A 24788-nucleotide genomic window follows, 5' to 3' on the forward strand; every position below is an offset into this window, starting at 1 on the left:
CGGCCCCCGCACGACGAACGCCTCCGGCACACGCGGTGGCCGGGGGCGTTCGGAGGACGCTCAGCCCATGTGCGGATAGCGGTGGTCGGTCGGCGGGACGAAGGTCTCCTTGATCGAGCGGGTGTTCACCCAGCGGATCAGGTTGAAGATCGAGCCCGCCTTGTCGTTGGTGCCCGAGGCGCGTGCGCCGCCGAACGGCTGCTGGCCGACGACCGCGCCTGTCGGCTTGTCGTTGACGTAGAAGTTGCCCGCCGCGAAGCGCAGCCGGTCGGTGGCCGCCTTGATGGCGTAGCGGTCCTGGGCGACGATCGCCCCGGTCAGCGCGTACGGGGCGATGCCCTCCATCTGGTCGAGCACCGCGTCGTAGTCGCCGTCGTCGTAGACGTGCACCCCGAGGATCGGCCCGAAGTACTCCTTGACGAAGATCTCGTCCGCCGGGTCGGCGCACTCCATGATGGTCGGCTTCACGAAATAGCCGACGGATTCGTCGTACGAGCCGGTCAGCACGTCGATGGCCGAGGACGCCCTGGCCCGGTCGATGGCCTCCTTGTGCCTGGCGAAGGCCCGCCCGTCGATGACCGCGCCCATGAACGTCGACAGGTCGCTTGCCACGTCGCCCACGCTCAGCGACTCGGCCACGGAGACGAAGTCGTCGCGCATACCGTTCCAGACCGAGCGCGGCACGTACGCCCGCGAGGCGGCCGAGCACTTCTGCCCCTGGTACTCGAAGGCGCCCCTCATCAGCGCCGTCGAGAGCACCCCAGGGTCGGCCGACGGGTGGGCGAGCACGAAGTCCTTGCCGCCGGTCTCGCCGACGATGCGCGGATAGCCGTGGTAGGAGGCGATGTTGGCCCCGACCGCACGCCACAGGTGCTGGAACGTCCCGGGCGAGCCGGTGAAGTGGATGCCCGCCAGCGCGGGGTGGGCGAGCGCCACCTCGGAGACGGCCTGGCCGTTGCCGGTGACGAGGTTGATCACGCCCGGCGGGAGCCCCGCGGCCTCCAGCACCCGCATCGTGAAGTGCGCGGCGAACTGCTGGGTGGGCGACGGCTTCCAGACGACGACGTTCCCCATCAGCGCGACCGACGTCGGCAGGTTTCCGGCGATGGCGGTGAAGTTGAACGGCGTGATCGCCAGCACGAACCCTTCGAGCGGGCGGTATTCCATCCTGTTCCACACGCCGGGCGACGAGTTCGGCTGCTGGGCGTAGAGCTGCCGCGCGTAGGACACGTTGAACCGCAGGAAGTCGATCAGCTCGCAGGCGGCGTCGATCTCCGCCTGCTGCACCGACTTCGACTGGCCCAGGACGGTCGCCCCGTTGATCGTGGCCCGCCACGGCCCCGCCAGCAGGTCGGCGGCCCTCAGGAAGATCGCGGCCCGGTCGTCGAACGGCAGCGCCTGCCAGTCGGGCGCCGCCCGCAGCGCGCTGTCGACGGCGTCCCGCACGTCCTGGGCCGTGGCGTCGTTGGCACGGCCCAGGACGTGGGCGTGGTTGTGCGGCTGCACCACGTCGATGGGCGCGCCGCCGCCGAGGCGCTGCTCGCCTCCGATGGTCATGGTCAGGTCGATCGGCGACCCGGCCAGCTCCTTGATGCGGTCCTCCAGAGTGGTCCGCTCGGCGCTGCCGGGCGCGTAACCGTACACCCGCTCGTTGACGGGGACGGGGACGTTGCTGATGGCATCCATTTACTTACCCCCAAGGGCACGAAGGAAGAAGGCGACGTTGGCCGGGCGCTCCGCGAGACGGCGCATGAAATAGCCGTACCAGTCGTCGCCGTAGGGCACGTACACGCGGACCGCGTGGCCGGCCCCCGCCAGGGCCTCCTGCAGGCCGGTCCTGATTCCGTAGAGCATCTGGAACTCGTGGTCGCCGATCGTCCGCCCGAACCGGTCGGCGAGCAGCTCCGTGATCGCGATCATGCGATCGTCGTGCGTCGCCACCATGGGGTAACCCTTCCCCGCCATGAGGATGCGCAGGCATCGTACGTACGCTTTGTCCACGGCGGTCCGGCCCTGGTGGGCGATCGAGGCGGGCTCGCGGTAGGCGCCCTTGACCAGGCGCACCCGGGAGCCCTCCGAGGACAGGTCGCGGCAGTCCTGCTCGCTGCGGAACAGGTAGGCCTGGATCGCCACGCCCGTCGATGGGTGGTCCTCGCGCAGCTTGCGCAGCACGGCCAGGGTGGAGTCGACGGTGGTGTGGTCCTCCATGTCGAGCGTCACGGCCGAGCCGGCGACCGCGGCGGCGGCGCAGATCTCGCGGGCGTGCTCCAGCGCCATGGTCTCGTCGAGCCGCTGCCCGAGTGCCGACAACTTCACCGACACCTCGCCCCTGGCGCCGAGCTCCAGCGGCCTGATCGCGCGGAGCAAGGTGAGGTAGGCGTCCGTGGTGGCGGCCGCGGCCCGCGCGTCGCGCGTCTCCTCGCCGAGATGGTCGACGGTCACGGCGAGCCCGGCGTCGCGCAGCCGTTCGACCGTGTCGCGAGCCTCCTCGACACCCTCCCCGGCGACGAACCTCCCGACCACTCTCCTGGTGAGCGGGAAGCCCGACACGGCGCGGCGCACGGCACCGCTCCTGGAAGCGCTGAGCAGCAGTTGACGCAGCATGCTTCCAGTCTAAAAACCCAGCTCAGCGGGGGCCATCGACGCGCGTAACGCCGGATGTGGCAGGCTGTCATACACATGCACAACTCGGCAGACCTGCAAGAGATCGTCGACGAGATCGCCGCCCGGCTGGGGGCGTCCGCGACGCTGGAGGACCGCTCGTTCCGGCTGCTGGCCTACGGCGCGCAGCACGGCGCCATCGACACGGTCCGCCAGGAGTCGATCCTGCGCAGGCGCGCGACGGGGGAGGTGCGCGACTACTTCGAGCGCTACGGCATCGCCGGGGCCGAGGGCCCGGTCAGGATCCCCGCGGACGCCGAGCTGCAGGTCCTGGCCAGGGTCTGCTGGCCGCTGCGCCACCGCGGCGTCACCTACGGCTACCTGTGGCTGCTCGACTCGGGCGAGCTGGACGACGTGCCCCTGCACGCCGTCGCACCGCTCGTCGCCAGGGCGGCGGGAGTGCTCGCCCAGGAGGCCAGGAGCCGGCAGGACGTCGGGCGCGGGCTGCTCGGCCTGTTCTCCCCGGACCCCGAGGAGCGTGCCGAGGCCGCCATAGAGGTTCCTGGCCCGGTCGCGGCCGTCGCCGTACGCGAGTCGCATGAGCGCGTGGCCGCCCTCTGGACGTTGCCGCGCGGCGTGCTCGCCCGCGCCGGCTCACCGGTCGCCCTGCTCGCCCCCGCGCACCTCGCGGGCGAGGTCGCGCAGACCCTCCAGAGCGCGTACGGCACCGCCGCCGGCATCGGCGGGCCACGGAGCGACCCCGCCGAGGCCTGGCTGAGCTGGCGCGAGGCCCGCCATGCCCTGCGCATCGCCGAGCACTTCCCCCGCCACGCGCCGGTCGCCCGGTGGGAGGACCTCGGCGTGCACCGCCTGCTGGCCCGGCTCGGGCCGAGCGACCTGCGGGAGCTGGCGGCCGAGACCGCGGCCCTCGACGGGGAGCTGGCCCACACGGTGGAGGCCTATCTCGACCGCGGCGGCCACGCCCAGAAGACCGCCGCCGAGCTCGGCATCCACCGCCAGACGCTCTACTACCGGCTGGGCAAGGCCGAGCGCCTCACCCACAAGGATCTGTCCGACGGCGACGACCGCCTGGCCGTGCACCTCGGGCTCAAGGCCGCCAGGCTGCGCGGTCAGGACGCCCGGTAGACCTTCACCCAGTCGACGTACATCGACACGGTGCGGGGCGTGGAGGAGTCACGGCAGCGGGGCTCGCACACCACGTCGTTCTGCAGCGCCAGGCCCATGCGGTGACCACTGGGCACGTGCGCGCCGCGGTAGTCCCAGTACTTCTCGCCGTCCAGCCAGACCGTGAGCCGGCCCGGCAGCCAGTCGACCGCCACCGTGTGCCACTTGGTGAAGTCGGCCTTGAGCGTCTTGCGCGCCCGGCTGTGCCCGTCGTGCACGAAGATGCCGCCGCCCTGCCGCTTCGGGTCGACGATCTCGGCGAAGTCGACCTCGGCGTAGTCGCCGCCCTCACCCTGCCGCGTCGGCCACAGCAGCGCCACCGGCGTGTACCCGGCGCCCGCCTCGGCCTTGAACCGGACCTCCCACCGGCCGTACTCCTGCGCGAGCCGGGTGGCCACGCCGCCCGACAGGTCCTTGCCGCCGTACATGCCGCCCTTGAGGCGCAGCACGCCGTCCGAGACGGACGCGGCCTTGCCGGTGCGGGGGTTCCGCTCGGCCTGGGGGGAGTGGTAGATCATCCACTTCTTGGTGTTGATCGACGAGCCGTTGAAGTTCTCCACGAGGACCGGGTCGCCCCAGCCCGCCGTCTGTGCCTGCGCGGTCTGGGGGAGGGCGGCGACGCATGCGAGCGCCGCGGCCGCCAAGATCGGACTGCGTTTGGACATGCGCTCCATCGAAGCAAAGATTTCACACTGATAACACCCCATCTGTCACATCGGTCAGTTTCGTCACAAACGAGCGGATCCGTCATCGTGCTCCGGACATGGTGCCGGCAGGTGGCTTGCGCCACCTGCCGGAGCATGTGATGGATGACCGCGTCAGGCGCAGGCCGCCTCGTAGACGCGTACCAGCTCCTGGCTGACCCGCTCCCAGGAGTAGCGCGAGCGCGCCCGGTCGGCACCCGCGTAGCCGAGCGCGGTCCGCAACGTCGGGTCCCACAGCAGCTCGCGTGCCAGGCGCGCGGTGCGCGCCGGCTGGTCGGGCGGCACCAGCAGGCCGGTGACGCCGTCGACGATGGAGTCCAGGTGGGCGCCGACGGCCGAGGCGATCACCGGCACGCCGCAGGCCATCGCCTCCAGGGCGACGATCCCCGTGACGGCCTCCCGCGGCACCGACACCACGGCGTCCGCGCTGCGCATCAGCTTCGGTACGGAGGCCCGCCTCACCTGGCCGAGGAGCGTGACCCGGTCGGCCACGCCGAGCTGCTCGGCCAGGTCCCGCAGGCGCTGCGCGTCCTTGTCGTTCCCCAGCGCCTCGGGGTCGGGGCCGCCGGCGATGACCAGCTCGACGTCGCCGAGACCCTGCAGCGCCCGCACGACGGTGTGCGCGCCGCGTTCGGTGGAGAGGGGGCCGACATGCAGGAGCCGCTTGCGCGAGCCCTTCGTGGCCACCGCGCCGCGGCGGTGGAACCGTTCGGTGTCGACGCCGTAGGGGACGATGGCGATGTTGTGGCGCGGCACCCCGAGCCGGATCAGCGCCGACTCCTCGTCGCCCGAGCCGGCGATGACCGCGTCGGCCCGGCGGCCCAGCGCCCGCTCCAGCTTCTGGTGGGCGGTGTCGACCGTGTGGAACGTCTGCGTGACCGGCACGTCGAGCCCCTTGGCGCCCGCCACGGCGGCCAGGCCGCTGGTCCACGAGTGGGCATGGATGATGTCGGGCCTGTCCTGGCGCCAGCGCTTCATCAGGTGAACGCCGACGTCGTTGAGGTAGGGAACGACGTCGTCGGCGGGAAGATCACAGGCCGGGCCCACGTCGATGTGCTCCAGTGTGACTCCCGGGGCCACCCGCGTCCTGGGCTTGCCCTCGGAGCCGTCACGGCGGGAGTAGATCGTGACGTGGTGTTCGCGTCCCAGCTCACGTGCGACCGACAGGATGCGGTGGCGCTGGTTTCCGTTGGACGAAGCGACGATCGCGATATTCATGGCACACCTCAGCGTGGAAAGCTTCAAAGGTGTGCCTGCGTCTTAGGCACGTCGTTCTGAGTCCGACCATACCCAGGTTTCTCGGGAACGCAAACCCCTACAGATCAGACACCTCGGAGCGCGAACACCACGATCTCATCCCACACCTGGCCCTCCGAGAACGCGTGCCGGTCCGCCTCCACCGCCTTGACCACGGTGGACGGCGACTGGCCCGCGCAGCGGCCGAGCACGTCGGCCAGCCGCTCGTCGCCGTACGGCTCGCCCCGGGCGTTCCTGGAGGAGACCAGGCCCTCCGAATAGAGCACCAGCGTCTCGCCAGGGGGGACCGTCAGCGTCTCGACCTGCGTCTCCGCCTCGGCCGCGATGCCCAGCGGCACGCCGCCGCCCGCGACGAAGCGTACGGTGCCGTCGTTCCGCACCCGGGCCGCCGGATGGTGTCCCGCCGACGACAGCCGGATCGTACGGCCCTGCACGAACCCCGCCACGGCCATCACGAACAGGCCGGAACCCTGCGCGACCAGGGCCTCGTTGACCTTCCGTATCACCAGATCGGGGTCGGACTCCCAGACGCTCAGCACCCGCAGACCGCCCCGCACCATGGCGGTGACCGACGCGGCCTCCTCTCCCTTGCCCGCCGCGCCGCCGAGCGCGAACCCCCACCCGCCGGCGACCGGGAACACGTCGTAGAACTCCGCGCCCACCGACGCCCCCGGGTGGTAGACGGCCGCCGCCTCGTAGCCGGGGATGTCGGGCAGGTTGCGCGGCGCGACGCTCGCCGACAACGCGTCGGCCGCCCGCGAGCGGCTCTGGAAATTGCTCTGCGCTCGTATCGCCAGGCCCAGCTGCAGCCCCACCTCCTGCATGACGGCCAGGTCGGCCAGCGCGAACGGCTGCCTGTCGTGCGTGCGTACGAGCGTCAGCACGCCGTCGGCGCAGCCGATCGGGACGCTCAGCAGCGAGCTCGCGCCCATCGCCGTCAGCACCGGCCCGTCGGCGCAGAAACCGAGCAGCGTCTCGTCCTCCACCATCTCGTGCACCACGCCGGAGGCCCGGTCGAGTACCTGCAGCACCACCTGGCTGGTCGCCGGGTCGGCGGACTCCACCTGGCGGGCGAGCTCACTGAGAGGCTGGTCCTTCGGCGCCATCACGGCCGAACGACGGGGCACCCCGTCGCGGACCACGTCGGCGATCACCCAGTCGGCCCATTCGGCCGCCAGCAACCGCGTCGCCCGAGGGAGCGCGACCGGACGCCGCAGCGCCTCCTCGTCGAGCAGCAACGTAGCCATCTTGACCAGCAGATCCTGCCGCTTGGCCGCCGCCAGCAGCAGCGCTCCGTCGGACTGCTCGGGCCGGCGCGCGCCCGGCTCGGGCAACTGCACCTCGGTGGGCAGCGCGATCGCCGCCACCATCTGCTGCGGCTCGCCCGGCATGGTCAGCCTGATCATCGCCAGCTGCACGGTGTGCGTGCGCCCCTGGTGCGCCAGCCGTGTCTCGAACGCCGACGGCTGCCCGGTCTGCAGCGCCGACGTCAGGTGCGACCGGAACGCCGCCCGCCGCGACACGTCCACCAGCAGCGGGAACGACCGGCCCACCAGGTAGCCGTCGGGGCTGCCGAGCATACGCGAGGTCTCCGGGTTGATCCGCCGCACCACGCCGCCACCGTCGAGCACGATGACGGGCACGGGGAAGGCCCTGAACACCTGGCGCAGCAACTTCAGCTCGCGCTGCGCGCCGCCGTCCTTCTTCGCGCCTGCCCGCTTCGGGGACTTGCGTACCTGCTCCCTGGCCTCGGCCAGCAGCTCTGCCGCGGTGTCGAGCTCCGCGAGCGCCGCGTCCAGCGTGGGCGCGAGGTCCGAGGGATAGGCGGCCCTCGCCGCACGCAGCGATGAGACGCGCCCGGCCAGCGCGTCCAGCGCGTGTTCGAAGTCCGGCGTGGTCATGGTCTGACGCTACGCCACTCGGGATAATGCCAGCCATAAGGGGTAGAGCGTTGTTGCTATGGAATCCACCGCGATGCTCACCCCCGGACTCGCCCGTGACCTCGCGGCATTGGGCCGCCTCGGAGAGGACACCTCGACAGAGAGCGTGCTGCGCGGCCTGACGACCGCGCTGACCGCAGGAGTGCCCGGCTGCTCCGGAGCCTCCGCCGAGCATTGGCGCGATCACCGGGTCCTGGTCTCCGGCTCGCACAGCGAGCTGATCATGCTCGTCGAAGGCGAGCACGAGCTGGGGGAGGGGCCGTCCACCGAGGCCAGGCAGAGCGGCGGGCGGGCCACCGTCACCGACGTGCTCACCGAGACCCGCTGGCCGCGCTACGACGCGCTGGCCACCCGCTGGGGCGTGCGCTCCGTGCTGGCCGTCCCCATCGACGTGGCGCCCGCCGTGCTGGTCGTCGGCCTCTACTCGGTGCGTCCCGGCGCGTTCTCTCCGCAGGGCGCCCACTCGCTCTCCGACATGCTCACCGAGCAACTCGGGGTGGCCATGGCCAACCTGTCGGAATTCGACGAGGTGCGTACGGACGCCGCCCAGCTGCAGGAGGCCCTCGCCGGCCGGTCGGTGATCGACCAGGCCAAAGGCATCATCATGCAGACCAGCAGATGCACGGCCGAGGCCGCCTTCGAGGAACTGCGCAGGATCTCACAACACCACCAGATCAAAGTGGCCGACCTGGCCAGGCTCCTGGTCGAGGAGCACCAGCGCAAGTCGAAGGGCTGAGCCTCACCCGATGGCGGCCAGGGCGTCGTCGAGCGTGTCGTAGATCGGCAGGCGCTGGGCCAGCCCGGTGATCCACATCACCTTCGACTTGGAGTATTCGACCCCGATCAGCGCGAACTTCGCGCCCGAGGCCAGACTCGTCTGCCAGTGGTGCACGATCAGGCCGAGCGCGCGCGAGTCCATGAACGTCACTCCGGCCAGATCGAGGATCAGGTCGGCGCCCGCCAACGACAGGTAGTCGGCGAACTGCTCGCGCGTCGTGGCGTCGAGCACGCCGTCGACCCGCACCACGGTGACCGAGTCGACGGTCGACGACGTCAGGCTCAGGGCCGCCGCGGGCCCGTCGCCGTTTTCCGGCATTGTCACGGAGCAACCCTACTGTCACCACGCGAGGGAGGAATACTTCTGGCGGCACGGGGGACACTTCTCGCGAGGTCCAGCAGAGGGCTTCCGTCTCGAGAGTTGAGCGAGGCGTGCCTCTGCCTGGGCTTTTTTTGCTTGGGGAGGCCGCCTGCGAGCCACACGAGGAGCAGCCATGGCTGTGCAGGAGTACATCCTCGAGGAGATGAGCGCGGAAGAGCTCCTGGCCGAGATGGTCAGGGAAAGCACCTCCAGCAGCCACCGCGAGCGGCTGCGCGAGCGCATCGTCGAAATGCACCGTCCGCTCGCCATGGAGATCGCCAGGCGATACCGCTACCGGGGCGAACCACTGGAAGACCTTCTCCAAGCCGCGTACGTGGGCCTGATGAAAGCCGTCAACGGTTTCGACCCCAGCCTCGGACACGCGTTCAGGGGCTACGCGGTCGTCACGATGACCGGTGAGGTCAAGCGGCACTTCCGCGACCGCACCTGGGCCATCCGGGTGCCGCGCCTCTACCAGGAGCGCCGCTCCGAGCTCAACAGGCTCGTCGCCGATCTCAGCCAGGATCTCGGCAGGTCGCCCACCGTGGCGGAACTGGCGGCGAAGATGAACATCACCGAAGAGGACGTCCTGCTCACGCTCGACGCGTCCGCCGCCTACAGCACCCTGTCGCTCGACGCCCCGCTCGGCACCGACGACGACGCGGCCTCGCTCGGCGACGTCATCCCCGAGGACGACGACACGCTGAGCACCATGGTCGACAGGGAGGCCGTCAAGCCGCTCATCGACGCCCTGCCCTCCCGGGAGAAGCACATCCTGCTGCTGCGCTTCTTCGGCAACATGACGCAGGCCGAGATCGCCGCCGAGTTCGGGATCTCGCAGATGCACGTGTCACGCATCCTGCGCAAGGTCCTTGATCAACTACGTGCCGAACTCGTCGGCTGAGCAGGGGCGGTCGCCGGGTGAGCGAGGACGTGCCCCAGCCGGGCCACACGGGCCCGCCCCCCGGCGCGCCCGTGAAACGCCTGCGATTCCGGCTGCCGGACCTGCCCCAGGTCCGGCAGTTCGCCGAAGACGAGGCCCGCGAGGCCGGCATGGCGGAGGACGCCGTCGCCGACTTCGTCATCGCGATCAACGAGATCGCCACCAACGCCGTCACCCACGGCAGCGATCAGGCCCTCCTGCGCACCTGGGCGGCGGGCGGTGACCTGGTCGTCGAGGTTCACGACAAGGGCGCCTGGAGACCTGGGCCCCTGCCGGGGGCCGTGGGCGGCATGGGGCTCTGGGTGGCCCGCCTGCTCGCCTCGGAGCTGACCGTGCACGCCGGCGACAAGGGCAGCAGCGTCTTCATGCGCTTCCCCGGCAAGGCGTGATCAGCCGCCTGATCGCGCGCCTGATCAGCCGCGTGATCACGCGCGCGATCAGGTCAGGGTGCGCGACCCGGAGAAGGGCGGCGCGCGGACCGCGTGCCTTCAGCGCCTGGCGCGGCCACGCCAGGCGCCGTAGTTGCGTACGCTCGCCGTGCCGATGCCCGCCTGGTGCAGGGCCAGCAGGGTCAGCCCCAGCAGGACGAACGTCATACCGGAGACTCCTCCGGGGATGTTCACGCCCAGCAGGTCGAGCAGTAAGCCCAGCCCGAAGACGATCGCCGCGACTATCGCGAGCATGTCAGATCACCTCGTCCCGTGGATGTGGCCCTGGTCGTGCGCCTGGATAGGGCCCTGGCCGGGCGCCTGGACGGGGCTCTGGCCGGGGGCTCCCGACAGGGCCAGCAGGTGTTCCAGGACGTTCCGGTAGTCGCGCAGCGCCAGCCGCAGATGCTCGGTGTCCCGCGCACCAGTGTCCTTCCAGCCGTCACGCAGGGCGTCCGTGCGGCTCGCGAGGCTGCTGGTGAACGACTCCACCACCTCGCCGAGCAGACCGTCGGCGCGCCGTACGGCCTCGCCGGGGTCGTCCACGAACGACGCCTGCAGATCGCGCCAGCGAGCCTGCACCTGAGTGGGGTCCTGGTCGAACAGGACGACGTCCGTGGGAGCCGCGTGCGCCGGAATCTCCTCGGGCGCGGCCTGGACGCCGACCGGGCCGGGCTCCGGCTCGGCCGGCATGTCGCCGCCGGTCCTCGCGTACGGGTCCCGATAGGCGGCGTCGTCGTCACCGGCCTCGGGCGGTGGGACGGCGCCGGGAACAGCGCCCGGGACGGCGCCGGGGACGGCGGTGTCGTACTCGTCGGCGGAGCGCTCCAGACCTTCGGGGTGGCCTGCGGCGCCCCCCATGCTCTCCGGACGGCCGGCGATCGGCCCTCCGGCCTCCTCGCCGGGCCTGCGGTCCCCGACGGCCCGGTCGTTGTCACGGTCGTCGCCACGGGCCTTGTCAGCGCGTTGCGACGGCACCTTCAGCTCGTCGTGGCTGTTCTTCATCACCCTCACCGTCCTCGCGTGGTCTCGTGCAGCAGCTCCTCGAACAGCGCGCGGTAGTGGACCATGGCCTGACGGAGCTCCTCCGTGGAGGCCTTCTTCTCGGCCGCCCGCCCGCTGATCTCGTGAGCCGTCCTGTAGTGATCGAGGGTCGCCGCGTGTCCCACCGACAGGTCGGACAGCCGCTGCTCGAAGTCCTCCGTCGGATAACCCCGCTCCGCCATGACCGCGGTGACCAGCTGGTCCGCCTCGGTCACCGCGAAACTTGGCGCGTCGACGAAGCGCTCCTGCACCTCGGTCCACCGGTTGGCGTACGTCTCACGCGACTCCTCCGGCAGGGGACGGATGTCGAGCTCGGAATGCCGCTGCTCGCGGTCGAGCAACTCCTGCTCGGCGTCGCGGCGGTTGTCGTGGTCGGCGACTATCCGTTCGTACTCGGGGCCGAAACGTTCACGGAGGTGGTTACGGCGCTTCTGCTGCTGCACGACGTAGGCAACTGCGGCGAGCGCTACCACCGCGATGACGACGACGGCCACCCAGATGTAGGTGGTCATGATGTTCGCCTCCGGTCTCTTTGCCGAGACCGGCGACTTCCCTGGAAAGCCCTGCCGAAACTTTTGCCTTCAGCGCGGTTCGAGCGCCTTTCGCGCCGCGGCCAGCACCGATGCGACATGTGAGCCCGCTGGTGAAGCGGGGACTTCGCTGAATCCCGTAGCGGGGTCGTACCGCACGTCCAGCCCCTCGTCCACCAGCCGCTGCGCCCACCGCAGCGCCGTGTTCAGCCGGTCGGACGCCGGCGGCCTCCCCTGAGCGGCCGCCGACAGATTGCGCAGATTGGTGGCGGGCCCTGACTGGGCGTGCGCGCGGGCCAGCTTCCACGGGACGGCGGCGCGGTGGTCGAGCATCGGCTTGGCCAGCCCGGCGGCCCGCTTGGCCTGCAGCACCCCGGACACGCTGACGCCGAAGTGAGCGGCCAGCTCCTGCACGCTCCTCCCCTCGGCGACCAGCCTGGCCAGCTCATCCCGATCGATGGTCGGCTTACGCCCCACCCGGCCCCCTCCGCTCCCGCTCTCCGTGTACGCGTGCACTTTCGATGTGCGCTAAGGTTATGACGTCCCGCCCCACAGGGGGCGGCCGACACAACCGGGACGTAGCGCAGCTTGGTAGCGCACTTGACTGGGGGTCAAGGGGTCGCAGGTTCAAATCCTGTCGTCCCGACTGGTCAGAAGGGGTATCAGAGGTTATCTGGTGCCCCTTTTTGATCTTTGGGAGCCAAACGGGGAGCCACTGCTCTACCCGGCTCGCGGCTTGAAGATCTTGTCCATGACGACCGCGCCATCTGTTAGCGCTGGTCGGATCTCCTGCCGGTAGACGGTCTCGGTTACGTGCGTTGACGAGTGCCCAACGAGGCGTGCGATCTCTTCAATCGCTACCTTGTGGGCGGACAGCAGGGACACGAAGCTGTGTCGCAGTTCGCGCGGGCACCAGTCATCTCCGATGCCTGCGGCTTTTGTGATCTTCTGGAATTCACGCCGGACATACCAGCGGTCCAGTGGACGTCCGTCTTCCCGACGGAATACGTGGGTGTTATCTACTCCCCTTTCGCCCGATGCGAGGCGTTCGGCCGCCCTGGCCTTATGTAGCTCCTTCAGGACTTGGATGCCCAATTTCGAGACTTTGAGAACCCGCCGAGATTTCTTCGTCTTGGTTTCTCCTTTCACTCGCACAGCACGGTAGACCGCCACCGTGCGTTCCTTGAGATCCACCTCCGTCCACAGGAGGGCGCGAGCCTCTTCTGTCCTTATCCCGCAGAGCAGGCATATGATTACGTATGCCATGATCGGTGAAGACAGCGCGGCGTGAATCACCGTCTTTGCCTGTTCGAGGTTTAGTGCCTTTGACGGACGGCCCTCTTGTCCTTCAGGGATATCGACTAGGTCAGCTACGTTTCGCTTGACTTTGTCTCTTCTCTGAGCGTGGCGTATTGCGCGCTGGATGATTTGATGAATGAGGCGGAGTGAGCGTGTTGCAAGTATTTCCGCCCGTCCATCTAGCCAATCGTCGAGCTCGTCGGCGGTCAGCTTCTTGATCTTGATCTTGCCGATTTGGGGGATGATGTGGTGGATAGCCATTGATCGGTAATTGGCTATCGTGCCCTGGTCGCGGCCCTTGAGCCCCTTCTCTAGCCAGTCGTTGATGCAGTCTTCGACGGTATAGTCTTGCTCTGTCGTAATGCCTGCGTCTAGCTCATCGACTGCTTCTATGAGCTTTGCCTTGACCTCTGCCTTGGTCCTTCCTTTCCGCTTGACGCGCTGACGCTTTCTTTGGGCATCGAAGCCGAGCGATAGCGCTCCCGTGTATCCCTTCCCTTCGGGATAGATGCTGGCCTGATACTTGCCGATGTGGATAGTTGCCATTCGCTCTCCCTTCACTTGGTTTTGGCGGGGCGTGTCCCAGTCTGCGTTTGAGGCGTACCACCGGTTTCGTGGGGACTGGGACTCTTCTTGTGTCGGTCTACGTATTCGTCGATGGCCTTACGGATGACATAGGCCATGTCTCGATCCTGTTCGTCTGCGATCTCATGGAGTTGCCTCCGACGTTCACTGTCGAGTCGCAGGGTGTAGTTTTCGGTGGGCAACTTGGTCCCCTAGCTCTCGGGTTGGATGCGGTGGTTCTATCGAGAGCGTGAACCAGGGTGCATTGCATTGCAATGCACTTGCGGGAACTAGTCTTGATCGACTTGTTCCAGGGATGCGATGAAGTCGGCTAGATGTTGATCGGTGATCCTTCGAGATCGCCCGATCTTGATGCTGTGAAGTTGGCGAGTTCTGATCAGTTCATAGATCTTGTCTCGCCCTACCCCCAGCAGTTCGGCCACCTCCTCGACTTTGTATGCCTTCAGGTGCTCACCTCCCTTCGTCAGCTCCCGTTTCCTCGTTGGGCATCACCACCCTTCGGTCGCTACGCTCCGTGATTGTCCACGCGAACGTCCATGGACGATGCGTCGCCCATATGTGCAGACGCGCGTGGACGTGGACGTGGACGATTACCCTGTGCTGTCGGACGGCTGGCAACCGCGCCAGCGTCCGCGTGCTACTTGAGTAGCGCGACCGGTACGGGCGTGCTCCTGGAGTCGGTAGTAGATCCAGGACCGCCGCATGCCGGTTGCCTCGATTAGGTCATCGACCGATGCGCCCGTGTCCGGGGCGGCGTCGAGGGCGGCGATGAGTGCCCTCTCAGGGGCATCAGAGGCGTTGGAACGTGATGGCCCCTCCGGGTCTTGTACGGCGCTCTGCGAGGCTTTCAACGCGTCGCGTGCCTCCAGAGCGGCAGCCGAGATCGCGTCGAGCTGGGGGCGGTAGGGCGCGTGCCGTTCGGCGGTGCGCTGCACGCCCTCATCGTCGAGCAGGTAGGTTCGCGCGCGGCGGGGCACGTCGTGTTCCGGGGCGCTGATCAGGAACTTGCCGGGGGCGTCGAGCCGGTGAGCGTGCCATCCGGCCTTGAGCATGCCCTGTCCAAGGATGAGATCCACGTCGCGCTGTTCGCGTACCCGGAAGGACACACGGATGTCCATCTGCGAGCGCACGGCCCCCTTGCCCATGGCGCGCTGTGAGGGGCGTTGGGTGGCCACTACCAGGTTGACGGCGGGGGCGCGCCCCCGCCGTGCGATGGAGTCGGTGGAGCGCTCCGCCCCGGGGGCTTCCTCGATCAGTTCGGCGTACTCGTCGACCAGGATGATCAGGGCGGGGGCGTCGGGGCTGGGTTCCCACACACGCAAGCCCTGTTGGGCAAGGTGATCGGCGCGACCGTCGAGAATGGCGACCGCATCGGCCAACAGCGCATCGGCCGCCTGTGGCGTGGTGGCGAGCCGATCAAGGCAGGATGCCCAGGGCATGAGTTCCATGCCGCGCTTGAGGTCAATGCCCCAGATGATCACGTCCGGGCAGGCTGTGAGGTCGCCTAGCAGGACGTTCACGCCGCCCGACTTGCCTGCGCCGGCGATTCCGCCGAACAGTCCATGCCGGCGCTTGAAGGACACCCGTACGGGGCTGCCGTCCTCGAACACGCCGAGCTTGACCGGTTGGGTCACCGATGTGACGGATGGACCTGGCCAGGGGATCGCATCGGCGTGTGGATCCTTTTCGATCACCCGCACGTCGGCGCGATTGGCTTGTTGGGGAACGGGCTGGATGCGCAGCGCGCCGCGCCGCGTGCCCAGGGCGGACTCCAGCGCGGGCAGCTTGTTGATCGCATCCTCTACCGTCTGGCCGCGCGCCAGCTTGAGCCGCACGCGGTAACCCCACAGATCGACCATGGCCGATTGGATGCGAGATCCCGCCAGGCCGACGGCTTGGGCGATGTCCGGCCAGGCGGCCAGCGTGCGCTCCACACGCACGCGGGCACGCCTGCGACGGTGCGCCCACCAGGGCACGGCCAGCACTAGCGCGCCGACGCTCAGAACAGCGGGCAGGGGTGGCATGAACGGCCCCAGGTAGGCGGCCAGCGTGAGCCACGTTCCGGCGAACACCGTGGTGACGACGGCATAGCCGCGTTCGATCGGGCGGGGAAGGTTGACCCACCGGCCCCCGATGGCCAGAGCGGCAGAGCTCCCGATCGTGCTGATCAGGACGGACAACCACCATTCGGGGAACCACCGACGCAGGATCACGCCCGTAAGCAGAATCGATGCGGTGTAGGTGATGGGCGCGAGTTCGGAGCGATAGCGCCAGATCAGGCGGGCAATGCCGACGATGACCAGGGGCGCGACACCCAGATCGTTGACATTGGCGACGGGTTGGACCCCGTAGCGGCGCATCCGGCGCGCGTTGCGTCGCATCTCGTAACGCGATGCCCGATGCCTGGTCATCGGCCCTCACCGGCCGTCTGGTCGGGGTGGATCTGGGCGTGCAGCTCGTCACGGACGTAGTACAGGGGGTCGTCGTCGCCGTCGCGGTCGGCGGCTAGCGTGGCGCGCATCGCCGCCAGGGCGTTGGCGCGCTGGTAACGGACGCTGGACAATTCGGCGCGCAGGCCGGTGACCTCGTCAATCAAGGCGTCGATGTCGTCGAGGGCGGAGATCACGTACGCCCAGGTGAGCCGCAGAGGCAAGGGCGCTTGGGCGAGTGCCGCCATGATCTGAGCGGCGGTGTGGTTGCGGGAGCTAATCTCCTGGAGATCGGTGTGCGGGTATGGGTGGCGGTTTGGCACTAGGCATCACATCCTTTCGAGGTCGGGGTCATTGGCCGGTGATCCATTTGGAGATGCCGTGGATCACTGTGCGGACGCTGGGCGCAAGCGCGGTCGCGGCTAGCAGGAAGCCGAAGACGAGCGCGACGATCGCGTGCCACAGGCGCAACCCGAGGTAGCGCCAGGCAATGAACACGATCAGGCCCACGATCACGACAAGTGGAACGGTGACTTCCAAGGGGCTCTCACCTCCTCTCACGCTGGAAGGGGGGGTGGACTTCGGCGCGTTCCGGGGGCGCGGATTTGATCACCCCGGAACGCAGCAGGCGGGCGTCAGATGCCGTCGTGACGGGCCTTACGGCGGCGCCAGCGAGCGCGGGCACGGCACTTGCGGCAGCGCTTGCTACCGGACTCCAGCGCGGCCCCACAGGGGCACCCACGCGTCAGTGGGATCGTGTGCAGCGGTATCACCTCCATCTCTCTCGGTCGGGGGATGAGGTAGGGGCGGAGCCCCCGGGGCGATCCCGGGAGCTGGCGTAGAGCAGCAGACGCCGTGTCAGTTGCTCGATCTCGGTACGGGGGCCTGTGTGGGGTTGCCTGGTGCGGTCTTCGGCGCGGATGCCCCAGACCAGGGCCATGAACAGCACCAGCACGGCCAGCGCGGCTATGACGGTGAGCATGATGATCATTAAGGGGATGTCCACTGTCACGCCCCTGAGGGCGGGTCGGGGGAAACGGCGTCGCGGTAGGACCACACGGCGTCCCATCGCGCAGTAGCGGCTTCCGTGATCGCTGTGACGCTGTACTCCACCGGCCCGAAGGTCACCTTGACCTTGTGGTGACCCTGGCCCGCCGCCGTGGGGTCGGGGGCCGAACCGATCAAGCACGCGATGCGCTCGACCTCGGCCTTCTTCTCCTCATCGGTGCCGTGCAGGACACTCACAGCGACGTTCGCGCCGTGTGGTACGGGCAGTTCTGGCCGATCCTCCAGGTAGGTGGCCAGGGCGCGAAGCCCGTCGATGAGGCGAACGCGGTGACCTTCGCGGTACTTGCCGTAGATCATCGGAGATCAGCTCCCTTCAAGCGTGGGGTGTAGAGGGTCAGCACGTCAGGGCAGCTCTCCAGCGCATCCGCCACCCCATGAAGGGCGATGATCACGAGCAGCAGCATCGTGGCGGCGATGACGCTGGAGACCAGGCCATCCGTGCAGTTGTCGAGCAGTTCGGCCACGGTGCGGATGACCGCGACCAACCGGGCGAGTCGTGCATCTTCGAGACCCATCACCGTTGATCACCCCAATCCGTCATCTCTGGCCTTAGCTGCCGTTTCCCCTGGTCGGTTGCCCGTACAGGGGGGACTACACGAGAGACCGTACAGGCCCCCCTACACGGCCGTCAAGGGGTCCCTATACGGTTTGGGTATAGCCCCCCCTGTGCGGAGCGCGTACGCTGGCGCGCATGGCAAAGGAAGACGTGAGCGAGGCGGTTCAATCCGCGCTTGCTGACCTCGAACACGCCTTCGATGCAGCGCGTGAGGCGATCAACGCAGAGCCCGACCACGATCGGGCGTATGTCGGTGCAACAGAGCTGGTTGAGACGCTGAGACGGCTCTTTGAAGCCTCAGGAGATCAGCGAGCCATGTCGGCGGCCCGGATTTTCGAGAGAGAGCAACTGTCATTGGCTGGCCTGGCTGACCGCATCAGCGTGTCTAAAGCACGGGCGGCTCAGCTCATGAAGACCGCTAAAGACGCCAGCGATCGCCATGGAAGTGCAAAGGAGGCGAGTTGAGATGAATAAGCTAACAGAAGTCGTCATTGAGGTCTGGCCTGTCTCGGCCGACGACGTTGGACTGTGGCTGGTTAGCGGTAATGACGCATGGCGTTCAGAGCCAGTTCGGAAGAACAGCGATCCTCATGCCACCGTCACCAACCTTCTCGAAACGAACGGAGTCGCAGAAGGCGTAAAGCTTCTGCACTCGACTTCCTGGCGTGCCGATGAAACCGCCGTAATTCTCACCTACATTGCAGTCATCGAATGCAACGCATTCGTACTCGACCAATGGGCTCATGCGGCGCCAATCAGCCCGGTTATTCCCGACGCCGTAGGTAAGCCGATTCCGGTGGAGGCGACGGAAGCGCCAATCCCTCGGTACATCGACGTGCTTATGCATGGACTGCGGCATCTGCAATTCCTGCTTCAAACGGATTCCGCCGCGCGCTCGGCTCTCAATGGCCGGTGGCCGGACCATCTAGCGGTATTCCGTCCAGCCCTCGCGGGCATGTATGACCACGAACACGGCCAAGAGCCGATCACCCTTTCAGAAGGGTAAATGGCGCAACAGAAAGGGCGCAAGAAAGGCGGGGTAACAAGAGATGCAAGATAAAGAGGGGCAAGAAAGGTTGGCGTCGCAAGTGCAAGCTGAGAAAGCTCTGAAGGATCAACTGCACTTGCAGCAGCGAACTGCGGATGCCCTTAGAGACCTTCTGGCACGTACCGCAAATGAACACCTACCGGTAATTAGCTGGTCGATTCACAGCAGCCCGGCTAAGGAAGCGCTTACTGGAACGTGCGACGCGGAAAATGTCGACCAGCGACGCAAGGACTTTGAGGCGTGGCGCGAAGCGCTTAACGCGGACCGCCTCCCCGACGAGAAGAATAGCGGCGGCGAAACAAGGCTACGCGCTTCGGTGGCGGACAACTATCTGGACCTGACTATTCTGTTTGTCGCAGACGTCTAAGACGACAACACGATGCCGTCGTGGCGCGGGCTCAACCTCGCTGGCCAGTATGTCGTGACCGGGTTCAGGCTCCTCGCCCCGAGCGCTGTTGCGAGCCGCCTTTAGCAGTTGGCTAGCCCGCGCCTTTGACACGCCCAGTCTCGCCGCAAGGCCGCTCAAAGACAGTTGCTCTGTATCGCATATCCGGGCGGCGGATTTGGCGCGGGCCAGTGCCGCCGCATCGGCCAATTGCCGCATGCCATCCGCCAGTTGGGTAGCGATCTGGTATGCCGCTTCCAAATCATCCATGGACTGTAGGGCTGCGTTCACCTTCTTGTATTCCTGTTTGATGGAATCAAATCCATCATCCGGCTCTTGTGGCTCGAATGCTATTTTGTCGCTGGCTCTCTCCATGGGAATACTTCCTTTGGCTGTAAGGGCGACTTTGCGAGGAGGGGAGCTAAACCTCCCACGGTGGCTTGACTGGATTCTCTAGAGCTATCTGAAAGATGTCATCGTCCGGCATCTTGAGAGTCGGCACTAGTTGGTCCGGGTGGATTGACGTAATGATGGAGTCGCCGCAGGGAAATTCGCAGATTACCCAAATCTCGGCCTTGGTCTGTACACACCGGCGAAATGAACGGCCGCCGTAACGGCGCTCAAGAATTCTTCCCCAAACGCGCTGCTCCTCATTGGAAGGCTCGCGCGTTCGTGCGACCCGCAGTTCGAATGGCTGACCCGTAATGCGATCGAATGCCAGGAGCATGTTCTTTCGAAGCTTGTTGGCCTTAACCATGCTTTTTTTTACTTCATAAGCCACTGAAGGACGCCTTCCTGAATGATGGCAACCGTGTGTATAAAGGGTCGATCTTGAAGAATTGGATCCCATTCCCCTTTTCGCTGAATGTCTCCGCTGATATGCATGTCGTTGCCGTGAGGCAGCTTTTCCAAAGCTCTCTGCATGTGCCGATAGGCAATTAGCGGACTCACGCAGCGTCCGATGGATCCTCCTGCTATAGCCTTGGCCTCATAGCTCAGCGTCCAGTCCCATGCCACAGGAGTGTCTGGACCTAAGGGGCTAGGCATTGATCGCCTCCTGCTGATTTCTCCACACTTCTGACTCCACCAGCGAATTCGCACAGAGATAGGCGCACAACGTCGCGATGAAACCGCTGCCATATGCACAAAATAGCTAGCTGGATCTTGGAATCGGCTATCAGGTGTGGTCGGACGCCGTGGACAATTTCGATTGGTCTCACTTTCGGAAGCGCCTGCGCATGCCAGATTTCGCGCGCGTCATGCCAGACGTAGAAGCGTCTGAAGCAACCGGGCAGGTCCGGGTCGGACGGTTGTTGGAGCGTGGAAGGCACATCGCGGAGGATCACGCTTCCATCCTACCTCTATAGGTATGCCCTCCTCTAGTACTTGTACAGACTCCTGCATATGGGAGTAGTGCTCCCATGGGGCATGAGTGCGCTTCCGTAGTGTGCGAGGGTGCTCGACCGTGAGGGGCCTGTGCTCCTATATGTGCAGATAGCGGACCAGATTAGAGAGCGCATCGCCTCAGGCGACCTCGCGCCCGGCTCTGCTGTGCCCTCTGAAGTCGAGTTGGTGAAGACGTACGAAGTAACCAGGCAGACCGTCCGCCGCGCCATCAAGCTCCTCAAAGAGGAGGGCGCCGTCTACTCGGAGCAAGGGCGCGGGACCTTTGTGGGGCCAAAGAGCGCCCCGCAGGCTCCCCGCCAGGTCCCGGTCTATCAACAGATCGCCAACGAGATCATTGAGCAGATCAAAGCGGGGGAGTACGTCCCCAATCGGCTCATCCCCAGCGAGAAGACGCTTGTACAGCGATTCGACCGGGCGCCAGGCACGATCAGACAGACTGTGGCGTATCTGCGTGAGCTGGGCTGGGTATTCACGGTCCCCCAGAAGGGGACGTACGTTTCCAAGCGCGAGGACTGGCCAGAGAGCTAGCTCTTGGGATCGCCAGAGGGGGGCCAACGGGAGCCAAGTAGGGGAGCCAACGCAGTCAGACCTGCGACGACGGTACCCGACGGCTCAAGACGTTCATGCAGGCAGAGGGCTCCCCGCCCGACTCCCTCAGACCTTGTCGGACCCTCTTCCCGTGCCTGGGGGTCAAGGGGTCGCAGGTTCAAATCCTGTCGTCCCGACGGTAGGGCAAAGCCCGTCATCTGGAGAGTTCTCCAAGGTGACGGGCTTTCGTCGTTCCGGCTACCGATCACCCGCAGGTGGGGACCATCCGGGGACCAACGAGTCTTCAGGCGAGCCCGGTGTGCCGCAGATCATGGCGCCGGACATGCTCATATCCGAGCGCGGTCACCACCTCGTCCCGGAGCGTCGCGTCGCGCAGCACGGCCGTGCTGATCCGCTCTCCGCGAGGACCTGGGAGCGCGAGCTCCAGCGCGCTCTGGCCGTAGTCGGACAACGGCGCCCAGGGCCGGTGCTCGGCAACTACGACCGCGTCAGGTGCGGATCAGCCAGGCTGCCCGCCCCGATGCACACCGATTCATCTGCCTTGATGTCATCCGTGACCTACCAAGTGACAGGGAGGCGGTGCACTCCATAGATGCTCATGTCCGAGCGCATCGGCACCTCCTCGGGTGCTACTGCCAGGCGCAGGCCAGGCAGGCGCCGCAGCAGCGCGGGGTAGGCGATGCGCATTTCCGTGCGGGCGAGCTGCTGGCCGAGGCACTGGTGGATGCCGTGGCCGAAGGCGAGGTGCCCGCCGGCGGGCCGGGTGAGGCCGAGCCGATCGCCGTCGGGGAAGCGGGAGGGGTCGCGGTTGGTGGCGGGCATATGGATGGCGACGTTCTCGCCCGCCTTGATGGCGACGCCCTCGATTTCCATGTCCTCCAGCGCGGTGCGTACCGGGCCGGGGTGGATGATCGTAAGGTAGCGCAGCAGTTCCTCGACGCCGTTGTCCACCGCCGACGGGTCGTCGCGCATGAGGGCGATCTGGCCGGGGTTGGTGAGCAGCGCGTACGTGCCCAGCCCCAGCATGTTGGCGGTCGTCTCGTGCCCGGCGGCCAGGAGCAGGACCCCGACGCCGGCGAGCTCCGCGTCGTTCAGCTCTCCGCTCTCGACGAGTCCGCTGAGCAGGTCGTCGGCCGGCTCCTTGCGTTTGCGCTGGATGAGTCCGCCCAGGTATGACCAGATCCGCCGGATCGCCGCCCGGGCGTCGTCAGCCTTGGTCTCCAGGGTGACCAGGATCTTGGAGTCCTCCTGGAACTGCGCACGGTCGTCGTACGGCACCCCGAGCAGCTCACAGATCACCAGCGACGGGATCGGCAGCGCGAACGCCTGCACCAGGTCCACGGGCCCGCCGGCGGCCTCCATCTCGTCCAGGCAGGTGTTGGTGATCTCCTCGATCCTGGGTTCGAGCAGTTTCATCCTGCGTACCGTGAACTGCCCGGTCAGCAGCTTGCGGAAGCGTGTGTGCTCGGGGGCGTCCATGCGCAGGAAGAACCCGGGCGGGACCTGGAACTCCCTGACCAGCTCCATCCGGGCCGGGATCACCGGGTGCGCTCCCTCCGGCCGGTTGCTGAAGTGCGGGCTCGCCAGGACCGCTCGGGCAGCCGCGTGGCCGGTCACGAGCCAGCCCTGGTGGCCGTCGGCGAACGTGAGGTGGTGCATCGCCCCCTGTTGTCGAAGTGATGTGATTTCGTCGGGCGGGTCGAGCGGGCGCTGGCGGACGGTGGGCAGGGTCAGTTCGGACATGTTTCGGCTCCTTTCCGAGCTCCGTTGCCATAAAATCGCATCAGATGAAAAATTTCAATGCATGAAAAAAGTCAGCGCATGCACTATGGTGCCGCCATGGTGAAGTGCGGGAGCGCAAGAAGCAGCGCACGCGCGCCGAGCGCTGATCGAGGCGGCGCCGAAGCCGAGATCGTGAGCGGCAAGTCAGGTTCCATCCGCCCTGCGGCTTCAGCGGAGGCGTGGAATCGCCACGTCAACCGGGGCGGGCGCGCGTGCCGAATCTCGTGTCCGGGCGCGGTTGCACAGCATGTCAAGGATCTTGGCCCGGCATCCCACACGGAACAGAGGAGTGCTCACAACGCTTGCTCCGCCGCCTCCTGCTCGCTCAGGAGCACGCCTCAGAGCTGTGGGGCAACGGTCGTGACGTGTGGCAGCAGCCCCAGCCCACCGGCCAGATGCCAGCCGACTGACCGAGTGACCATCGCCCGGGCGGCCCTGGAAACGAGATGAAGCCCGCGAATGACCCGTCACACGCGCTGTGACGGCCCCTCGCTGCTGTGATCAGGCAAACGTGACGTGACTCAGCCGTCGGGCACCCGTACGGTCTAGAGCACCTGCCGGGCGCCCGGCAGGGCGCGCACCAGGTACGCCGTCGCCCAGCACAGCGGCAGCCCGATGGCGGTGAGCAGGGCGAACTTCGCGACCGCCGGCGCCTGTACGTCGCGCAGGGCGTAGCCCAGGGCGACCAGCACGGCCGGGTGGATGACGTAGACGGTGAAGGCGTGCGTCGACAGGAACCGGCGGCGGCGTCCCTGGTGGCCGAGGCGCTCCCTGAACAGCACCAGAAGGCCGAGGACGATGCCGACGGCGAGGGCTGTCTCGCAGGTTGCCGCCACCAGGGACGGCAAGGTCCCGTGGCCCAGGATCGCCTCTCCGGAGGAGGCGAGGACGAGGACGAGCCCGACCGCGGCGACTGCCGCGGTGGCGAACCCGGCCCGGCCGGCCGTTCTGGAGAGGTCCTCCAGCCAGCCGCGCCGGGCGGCGATCAGCCCGACGGCGAACAGCGCCGCGTACTGCGGCAGGTAGGCGGGTGTCGGCAAGCCCAGGACCGAGTCGCCCATCGGCACCACGATGCGCCACAGGTAGGTCGCCAGGGCCAGCCCGATGGCGAACCCAGCGATCGCGACAGCGCCGGGCGCCCGGCCCGTGGCCGGAGCCGATGCGGATGCGCGCCGGTCCCCGACGGCCAGGCGCCGCCAGAGGACGTAGAGTGCGCTGAACACGAACAGCACCTCGACGAACCACATCGGCCCCGGTGTGAACGAGAGCAGGTAGTACGTCCAGTAGGGCAGTTCGGTCCCCTGCCGGGCGGCGGCGTCGACCGCGGCGGCGTATCTGCCGAAGGTCGCCAGAGGACGGATCACCAGGAGCCAGAGCAGCAGCGGGACTCCCAGGCGCAGCAACCGCTCCCTCAGGAATGGCGCGGCCCCCTTGCGGTCGTAGGAGCCCGGCACGAAGAGTCCTGAGATGAGGAAGAAGGCACCCATGAAGAACGCCTGGTTGAACACGAGCATGACGTCCAGGAGCGTTCCCGAGGGGTCCGCCGGTGGTTCCGTGTAGTACCACTTCGGGATGGTGCTGTAGCCGATCGCGGAGTGGTGGATCACCACGAGTGCCATCAGGGCTGTGCGCAGGTTGTCGACGTAGAGGAGCCGCGGGGAGGTGGTGGGCGGCGCGGCCGGCTGGTTGACGGGCTGCGTCATCGGTTCGCCGCCTCTCCAGGGTCCGCGGCCCGAACGGTGTGCCCGAGCAGGTCCGCCTCGGTGATCTCCGCCAGCGGCACGCTCACAGCGCCGGTCGTGGTGAACAAGCGTGTCCGCGGGGCGAAGTGGACAGTTGATGTTTCCTGGTGGATCTTTTCCTGGAGCATGAGGTTCCCCTAATGCGATATGTTCTATTTGTTGTATAGC

Annotated in this window: 30 protein-coding genes and 1 tRNA gene; 8 read left to right on the plus strand and 23 right to left on the minus strand. The window is 67.2% G+C overall.

Translation table 11 applies throughout. From position 1 onward, the window contains the following. Nucleotides 1-60 precede the first annotated feature (60 nt). Both pruA and E1294_RS12335 read right to left on the minus strand, forming a co-directional pair. On the minus strand, nucleotides 61-1686 hold the full coding sequence (pruA, locus tag E1294_RS12330; protein WP_132507951.1) for an L-glutamate gamma-semialdehyde dehydrogenase: 1626 nt from the start codon (nucleotides 1684-1686) through the stop codon (nucleotides 61-63). Further along, nucleotides 1687-2604 carry a proline dehydrogenase family protein gene (locus tag E1294_RS12335; protein WP_132507953.1) on the minus strand — a complete coding sequence of 306 codons (918 nt, stop codon included), beginning with the start codon at nucleotides 2602-2604 and terminating at the stop codon, nucleotides 1687-1689. Between the two features lie 75 nt (nucleotides 2605-2679). Here E1294_RS12335 and E1294_RS12340 point away from each other — a divergent pair, with 75 nt between their 5' ends. Continuing rightward, complete coding sequence (locus tag E1294_RS12340; RefSeq protein WP_132507955.1) at nucleotides 2680-3747, plus strand: PucR family transcriptional regulator; 1068 nt, start codon at nucleotides 2680-2682, stop codon at nucleotides 3745-3747. On the opposite strand, the gene E1294_RS12345 is transcribed toward E1294_RS12340, so the two are convergent. From E1294_RS12345 to E1294_RS12355, 3 genes are all read right to left on the minus strand, one after another. After that, nucleotides 3732-4451 carry a glycoside hydrolase family 16 protein gene (locus tag E1294_RS12345; protein WP_165977246.1) on the minus strand — a complete coding sequence of 240 codons (720 nt, stop codon included), beginning with the start codon at nucleotides 4449-4451 and terminating at the stop codon, nucleotides 3732-3734. The two genes, E1294_RS12340 and E1294_RS12345, sit on opposite strands and share 16 nt — an antisense overlap. Before the next feature lie 153 nt (nucleotides 4452-4604). After that, nucleotides 4605-5708, minus strand: coding sequence for a glycosyltransferase (locus E1294_RS12350; protein ID WP_132507959.1), 1104 nt, complete (start codon nucleotides 5706-5708; stop codon nucleotides 4605-4607). A gap of 104 nt (nucleotides 5709-5812) precedes the next feature. Beyond that, a complete protein-coding gene (locus E1294_RS12355; protein ID WP_132507961.1) occupies nucleotides 5813-7648 on the minus strand; it encodes a SpoIIE family protein phosphatase in 1836 nt (611 codons plus the stop codon). 58 nt (nucleotides 7649-7706) lie between these two features. Here E1294_RS12355 and E1294_RS12360 point away from each other — a divergent pair, with 58 nt between their 5' ends. Then, nucleotides 7707-8423: an ANTAR domain-containing response regulator gene (locus tag E1294_RS12360; protein WP_132507963.1), complete on the plus strand. Its 717-nt coding sequence runs from the start codon at nucleotides 7707-7709 to the stop codon at nucleotides 8421-8423. Nucleotides 8424-8426: 3 nt separating this feature from the next. On the opposite strand, the gene E1294_RS12365 is transcribed toward E1294_RS12360, so the two are convergent. Continuing rightward, nucleotides 8427-8783: an STAS domain-containing protein gene (locus E1294_RS12365; RefSeq protein WP_132508033.1), complete on the minus strand. Its 357-nt coding sequence runs from the start codon at nucleotides 8781-8783 to the stop codon at nucleotides 8427-8429. 175 nt (nucleotides 8784-8958) lie between these two features. Here E1294_RS12365 and E1294_RS12370 point away from each other — a divergent pair, with 175 nt between their 5' ends. Next, the gene (locus tag E1294_RS12370; RefSeq protein WP_132507965.1) at nucleotides 8959-9729 is read left to right on the plus strand and encodes a SigB/SigF/SigG family RNA polymerase sigma factor; all 771 of its coding nucleotides are present in this window, start codon (nucleotides 8959-8961) and stop codon (nucleotides 9727-9729) included. A gap of 17 nt (nucleotides 9730-9746) precedes the next feature. Next, nucleotides 9747-10157: an ATP-binding protein gene (locus E1294_RS12375; RefSeq protein ID WP_132507967.1), complete on the plus strand. Its 411-nt coding sequence runs from the start codon at nucleotides 9747-9749 to the stop codon at nucleotides 10155-10157. 99 nt (nucleotides 10158-10256) lie between these two features. On the opposite strand, the gene E1294_RS12380 is transcribed toward E1294_RS12375, so the two are convergent. From E1294_RS12380 to E1294_RS12395, 4 genes are all read right to left on the minus strand, one after another. After that, the gene (locus tag E1294_RS12380; protein WP_132507969.1) at nucleotides 10257-10451 is read right to left on the minus strand and encodes a hypothetical protein; all 195 of its coding nucleotides are present in this window, start codon (nucleotides 10449-10451) and stop codon (nucleotides 10257-10259) included. A gap of 6 nt (nucleotides 10452-10457) precedes the next feature. Continuing rightward, complete coding sequence (locus tag E1294_RS12385) at nucleotides 10458-11201, minus strand: hypothetical protein (protein ID WP_132507971.1); 744 nt, start codon at nucleotides 11199-11201, stop codon at nucleotides 10458-10460. Between the two features lie 5 nt (nucleotides 11202-11206). Further along, nucleotides 11207-11752: a hypothetical protein gene (locus E1294_RS12390; RefSeq protein ID WP_132507973.1), complete on the minus strand. Its 546-nt coding sequence runs from the start codon at nucleotides 11750-11752 to the stop codon at nucleotides 11207-11209. 69 nt (nucleotides 11753-11821) lie between these two features. Further along, nucleotides 11822-12247: a helix-turn-helix domain-containing protein gene (locus E1294_RS12395; RefSeq protein ID WP_132507975.1), complete on the minus strand. Its 426-nt coding sequence runs from the start codon at nucleotides 12245-12247 to the stop codon at nucleotides 11822-11824. Between the two features lie 95 nt (nucleotides 12248-12342). On the opposite strand from E1294_RS12395, the gene E1294_RS12400 reads away from it, so the two are divergent. After that, a tRNA-Pro gene (locus tag E1294_RS12400) sits at nucleotides 12343-12416 on the plus strand. Nucleotides 12417-12490: 74 nt separating this feature from the next. Here E1294_RS12400 and E1294_RS12405 read toward each other — a convergent pair. From E1294_RS12405 to E1294_RS12440, 8 genes are all read right to left on the minus strand, one after another. Further along, nucleotides 12491-13615 (minus strand): tyrosine-type recombinase/integrase, encoded by a 1125-nt coding sequence (locus tag E1294_RS12405; protein WP_132507977.1) that lies wholly within the window; start codon nucleotides 13613-13615, stop codon nucleotides 12491-12493. A 308-nt stretch (nucleotides 13616-13923) separates the two neighbouring features. Beyond that, nucleotides 13924-14121 carry a helix-turn-helix domain-containing protein gene (locus tag E1294_RS12410; protein ID WP_342775046.1) on the minus strand — a complete coding sequence of 66 codons (198 nt, stop codon included), beginning with the start codon at nucleotides 14119-14121 and terminating at the stop codon, nucleotides 13924-13926. 123 nt (nucleotides 14122-14244) lie between these two features. Continuing rightward, the gene (locus E1294_RS12415; protein WP_246082964.1) at nucleotides 14245-16035 is read right to left on the minus strand and encodes a cell division protein FtsK; all 1791 of its coding nucleotides are present in this window, start codon (nucleotides 16033-16035) and stop codon (nucleotides 14245-14247) included. Between the two features lie 26 nt (nucleotides 16036-16061). Continuing rightward, nucleotides 16062-16331: a hypothetical protein gene (locus E1294_RS12420; protein WP_132507983.1), complete on the minus strand. Its 270-nt coding sequence runs from the start codon at nucleotides 16329-16331 to the stop codon at nucleotides 16062-16064. A gap of 103 nt (nucleotides 16332-16434) precedes the next feature. Continuing rightward, the gene (locus E1294_RS12425) at nucleotides 16435-16623 is read right to left on the minus strand and encodes a hypothetical protein (protein WP_132507985.1); all 189 of its coding nucleotides are present in this window, start codon (nucleotides 16621-16623) and stop codon (nucleotides 16435-16437) included. Between the two features lie 229 nt (nucleotides 16624-16852). Beyond that, nucleotides 16853-17065 carry a hypothetical protein gene (locus tag E1294_RS12430; RefSeq protein WP_132507987.1) on the minus strand — a complete coding sequence of 71 codons (213 nt, stop codon included), beginning with the start codon at nucleotides 17063-17065 and terminating at the stop codon, nucleotides 16853-16855. A gap of 26 nt (nucleotides 17066-17091) precedes the next feature. Further along, entirely contained in the window at nucleotides 17092-17448 is a 357-nt protein-coding gene (locus E1294_RS12435) for a hypothetical protein (RefSeq protein ID WP_132507989.1), read from the minus strand. Continuing rightward, nucleotides 17445-17666 (minus strand): hypothetical protein, encoded by a 222-nt coding sequence (locus tag E1294_RS12440; protein ID WP_132507991.1) that lies wholly within the window; start codon nucleotides 17664-17666, stop codon nucleotides 17445-17447. Before E1294_RS12440 ends, E1294_RS12435 begins: the two co-directional genes overlap by 4 nt. 176 nt (nucleotides 17667-17842) lie before the next feature. Between E1294_RS12440 and E1294_RS12445 the strand changes: the two genes are divergently transcribed. Continuing rightward, entirely contained in the window at nucleotides 17843-18172 is a 330-nt protein-coding gene (locus tag E1294_RS12445) for a hypothetical protein (protein WP_132507993.1), read from the plus strand. A 1-nt stretch (nucleotide 18173) separates the two neighbouring features. Continuing rightward, on the plus strand, nucleotides 18174-18713 hold the full coding sequence (locus tag E1294_RS12450) for a hypothetical protein (RefSeq protein WP_132507995.1): 540 nt from the start codon (nucleotides 18174-18176) through the stop codon (nucleotides 18711-18713). A gap of 346 nt (nucleotides 18714-19059) precedes the next feature. Here the strand turns inward: E1294_RS12450 and E1294_RS12455 are convergent, their stop codons facing one another. Further along, a complete protein-coding gene (locus E1294_RS12455) occupies nucleotides 19060-19515 on the minus strand; it encodes a hypothetical protein (protein WP_132507997.1) in 456 nt (151 codons plus the stop codon). Between the two features lie 1080 nt (nucleotides 19516-20595). Between E1294_RS12455 and E1294_RS12460 the strand changes: the two genes are divergently transcribed. After that, nucleotides 20596-21075 (plus strand): GntR family transcriptional regulator, encoded by a 480-nt coding sequence (locus E1294_RS12460; protein WP_132507999.1) that lies wholly within the window; start codon nucleotides 20596-20598, stop codon nucleotides 21073-21075. Nucleotides 21076-21379: 304 nt separating this feature from the next. Here the strand turns inward: E1294_RS12460 and E1294_RS12465 are convergent, their stop codons facing one another. The 4 genes from E1294_RS12465 to E1294_RS52640 all read right to left on the minus strand — a co-directional run bounded on the left by E1294_RS12465 (nucleotide 21380) and on the right by E1294_RS52640 (nucleotide 24748). Continuing rightward, a complete protein-coding gene (locus E1294_RS12465) occupies nucleotides 21380-21547 on the minus strand; it encodes a hypothetical protein (RefSeq protein ID WP_220447693.1) in 168 nt (55 codons plus the stop codon). A 107-nt stretch (nucleotides 21548-21654) separates the two neighbouring features. After that, nucleotides 21655-22839, minus strand: coding sequence for a cytochrome P450 (locus tag E1294_RS12470; protein WP_132508001.1), 1185 nt, complete (start codon nucleotides 22837-22839; stop codon nucleotides 21655-21657). A 584-nt stretch (nucleotides 22840-23423) separates the two neighbouring features. Then, complete coding sequence (locus E1294_RS12475) at nucleotides 23424-24581, minus strand: acyltransferase family protein (RefSeq protein ID WP_132508003.1); 1158 nt, start codon at nucleotides 24579-24581, stop codon at nucleotides 23424-23426. Then, the gene (locus E1294_RS52640) at nucleotides 24578-24748 is read right to left on the minus strand and encodes a hypothetical protein (protein WP_165977248.1); all 171 of its coding nucleotides are present in this window, start codon (nucleotides 24746-24748) and stop codon (nucleotides 24578-24580) included. The genes E1294_RS12475 and E1294_RS52640 overlap by 4 nt, the downstream gene beginning before the upstream one ends. Nucleotides 24749-24788 lie beyond the last annotated feature (40 nt).

Origin of the sequence: Nonomuraea diastatica, from assembly GCF_004349015.1 — a bacterium.
Lineage (GTDB): Bacteria > Actinomycetota > Actinomycetes > Streptosporangiales > Streptosporangiaceae > Nonomuraea > Nonomuraea diastatica.

Excerpts from the sequence above, each read along its gene's own strand:
- E1294_RS12430 (WP_132507987.1), bottom strand. The coding sequence starts at position 17,065 with ATGCTCACCGTCATAGCCGCGCTGGCCGTGCTGGTGCTGTTCATGGCC.
- E1294_RS12385 (WP_132507971.1), bottom strand. The coding sequence starts at position 11,201 with ATGAAGAACAGCCACGACGAGCTGAAGGTGCCGTCGCAACGCGCTGAC.
- E1294_RS12475 (WP_132508003.1), bottom strand. The coding sequence starts at position 24,581 with ATGACGCAGCCCGTCAACCAGCCGGCCGCGCCGCCCACCACCTCCCCG.
- E1294_RS12405 (WP_132507977.1), bottom strand. The coding sequence starts at position 13,615 with ATGGCAACTATCCACATCGGCAAGTATCAGGCCAGCATCTATCCCGAA.
- E1294_RS12370 (WP_132507965.1), top strand. The coding sequence starts at position 8,959 with ATGGCTGTGCAGGAGTACATCCTCGAGGAGATGAGCGCGGAAGAGCTC.
- E1294_RS12380 (WP_132507969.1), bottom strand. The coding sequence starts at position 10,451 with ATGCTCGCGATAGTCGCGGCGATCGTCTTCGGGCTGGGCTTACTGCTC.
- E1294_RS52640 (WP_165977248.1), bottom strand. The coding sequence starts at position 24,748 with ATGCTCCAGGAAAAGATCCACCAGGAAACATCAACTGTCCACTTCGCC.
- E1294_RS12355 (WP_132507961.1), bottom strand. The coding sequence starts at position 7,648 with ATGACCACGCCGGACTTCGAACACGCGCTGGACGCGCTGGCCGGGCGC.
- E1294_RS12440 (WP_132507991.1), bottom strand. The coding sequence starts at position 17,666 with ATGGGTCTCGAAGATGCACGACTCGCCCGGTTGGTCGCGGTCATCCGC.
- E1294_RS12470 (WP_132508001.1), bottom strand. The coding sequence starts at position 22,839 with ATGTCCGAACTGACCCTGCCCACCGTCCGCCAGCGCCCGCTCGACCCG.
- E1294_RS12390 (WP_132507973.1), bottom strand. The coding sequence starts at position 11,752 with ATGACCACCTACATCTGGGTGGCCGTCGTCGTCATCGCGGTGGTAGCG.
- E1294_RS12420 (WP_132507983.1), bottom strand. The coding sequence starts at position 16,331 with ATGGCGGCACTCGCCCAAGCGCCCTTGCCTCTGCGGCTCACCTGGGCG.
- E1294_RS12365 (WP_132508033.1), bottom strand. The coding sequence starts at position 8,783 with ATGCCGGAAAACGGCGACGGGCCCGCGGCGGCCCTGAGCCTGACGTCG.
- E1294_RS12340 (WP_132507955.1), top strand. The coding sequence starts at position 2,680 with ATGCACAACTCGGCAGACCTGCAAGAGATCGTCGACGAGATCGCCGCC.
- E1294_RS12435 (WP_132507989.1), bottom strand. The coding sequence starts at position 17,448 with ATGATCTACGGCAAGTACCGCGAAGGTCACCGCGTTCGCCTCATCGAC.
- E1294_RS12345 (WP_165977246.1), bottom strand. The coding sequence starts at position 4,451 with ATGTCCAAACGCAGTCCGATCTTGGCGGCCGCGGCGCTCGCATGCGTC.
- E1294_RS12450 (WP_132507995.1), top strand. The coding sequence starts at position 18,174 with ATGAATAAGCTAACAGAAGTCGTCATTGAGGTCTGGCCTGTCTCGGCC.
- E1294_RS12455 (WP_132507997.1), bottom strand. The coding sequence starts at position 19,515 with ATGGAGAGAGCCAGCGACAAAATAGCATTCGAGCCACAAGAGCCGGAT.
- E1294_RS12415 (WP_246082964.1), bottom strand. The coding sequence starts at position 16,035 with ATGCGACGCAACGCGCGCCGGATGCGCCGCTACGGGGTCCAACCCGTC.
- E1294_RS12350 (WP_132507959.1), bottom strand. The coding sequence starts at position 5,708 with ATGAATATCGCGATCGTCGCTTCGTCCAACGGAAACCAGCGCCACCGC.
- pruA (WP_132507951.1), bottom strand. The coding sequence starts at position 1,686 with ATGGATGCCATCAGCAACGTCCCCGTCCCCGTCAACGAGCGGGTGTAC.
- E1294_RS12445 (WP_132507993.1), top strand. The coding sequence starts at position 17,843 with ATGGCAAAGGAAGACGTGAGCGAGGCGGTTCAATCCGCGCTTGCTGAC.
- E1294_RS12335 (WP_132507953.1), bottom strand. The coding sequence starts at position 2,604 with ATGCTGCGTCAACTGCTGCTCAGCGCTTCCAGGAGCGGTGCCGTGCGC.
- E1294_RS12360 (WP_132507963.1), top strand. The coding sequence starts at position 7,707 with ATGGAATCCACCGCGATGCTCACCCCCGGACTCGCCCGTGACCTCGCG.